Here is a 1,636-nt window from a genome sequence, read left to right as displayed (position 1 = left end):
GAGCGACCCCGACGGCGCCTCGTTGCTTCCTCGGCCGGAGTCTGCGTGGTGAGCGTGTCGGTGTGCGACGCGCGGTCAGACTGATATACGCGGGTTGGCTACCGCAGGACGGTGGGTTTCGGCTGGATCGTAACCGCTTGTCTAGCATCGAGCGTCGACTCGAAGGTCTGCTCATAGGTGTGTCGCGGGTCGATCCACGCGCTGCCACCACCGACCCGGGGAGGAAGCGGATCGGTGGGCGGTCAGTCGTCCATGACCGCCAGGGACCAGCACCAACCGGCCAGTTCGCGGGCGATCGCCACGTTCGCCACCGTCGGGCGTTTGCGGCGTTCGAGGAAGCCCACCCATCTGCCGTGCAGGCGATGGTTGCCCTCGTCCCCACGCGCCCGGGCAGGTGCCGGTGCCCGGTCCCACCGCGACCGCATCACCGCGCCGACGTGATACCGCGGCCGGTGATGCCAGGCCGCCTCGACCAGCAGCCGGCGTGCATGGGTGTTTCCGGTCTTGGTGATAGAACCTTGTGCGCGTGACGAACCCGACGAGTACTCCGACGGAACCAATCCGACGAAGGATCCGATCGTGTTGCCGGTGAATCGATTCCAGTCGCCGATCTCGACCGCCAACGCGAAGCCCGTCAAGGTGCTCACCCCGCGCAGACAGCACATCCTGCGGACGATCGGGGTGAACTCACTGGCGGCAGCCATCTCTTCGATCGCGGTGTCGAGGCGCCCACGTCGGGCCTGCATCGTGAGGACGTGGTCGTAGTCGGCGTCGAACGCCATCCGTGTCGCAGGCGAGGTCAACTGGGGTGCCGCTTCGGCGCGTAGCCAGCGGTCGTGCGCTCCGGTCCAGGCGGCGCCGCCGTAGTAGACGATGCCGTGCCGCAACAACAGTTTCGACAGGCGATGCCGTGCTCGCATCAGATCACCGCGGCAGTCCTCACGAGCGCGCACGAGATCTCGGGCCGCTTCCTGATCCACGCTTGGGATCGACACCGAGGTGATCTCGTCGAGGCGCAGCAACCGGGCCAGATGCAGTGCGTCGCGGGCGTCGGTCTTGATCCGATCCCCGGATGGTTTCTGCAGTTTCGACGGGGCTGCGACCTCGCACCGCACATGCGAGTCGGTCAACGCCCGATACAGTCCGAAACCGGTCGGGCCGGCCTCGTAGACGGCCGCCGCCGGCCCGGGTAGATCCGCGACCCAGGACCGGATGTGCTCATACGACGGGGTCAACCGGGCCTGGAACACCTCACCGGTGACGCTGTCGATTGCCGCTGCCGCGACTGAACGTGCGTGCACGTCCAGTCCAATGCTCGTACGCTCGGTGAACACCGGGGCCTCCCACAATTGTCGGATAGGCCGAACAGGCAGGTTCGTCTGCTCGGTAACCCACGAATCTTGTGTGTGAGGTCCCGGCCCGCAAGAGCGGTCCACAGTCGCCTTCTGGGGCGTCCCTCGATCACCGCCGACCTGGTCGGCGCAGGCTGTCGATGTCAACGTGGAGCACGCGCAGCGCAGCGAGCATGAACGACGTTGACTTCGACCCCCACGCCGGCCACATCCTCACCAACCGAGGGACGCCGACCACTTGGAGTGAACTCACGACAAGTCGTGTGTCACTACATACCGTCTAG

1 protein-coding gene is annotated in these 1,636 nt (G+C 66.2%); it reads right to left on the bottom strand.

Annotated elements, in window-relative coordinates:
* Window positions 1-242: 242 nt before the first annotated feature.
* Window positions 243-1,334, bottom strand: coding sequence for an IS110 family transposase (locus DEU38_RS27900; protein ID WP_114724613.1), 1,092 nt, complete (start codon window positions 1,332-1,334; stop codon window positions 243-245).
* Window positions 1,335-1,636 lie beyond the last annotated feature (302 nt).

This window comes from Rhodococcus sp. AG1013, from assembly GCF_003350365.1.
In the GTDB taxonomy this organism is placed as follows: domain Bacteria; phylum Actinomycetota; class Actinomycetes; order Mycobacteriales; family Mycobacteriaceae; genus Prescottella.
The sequence above is the reverse complement of the archived record's forward strand: the minus strand, read 5'-3'. Positions and strand labels throughout refer to the sequence as shown.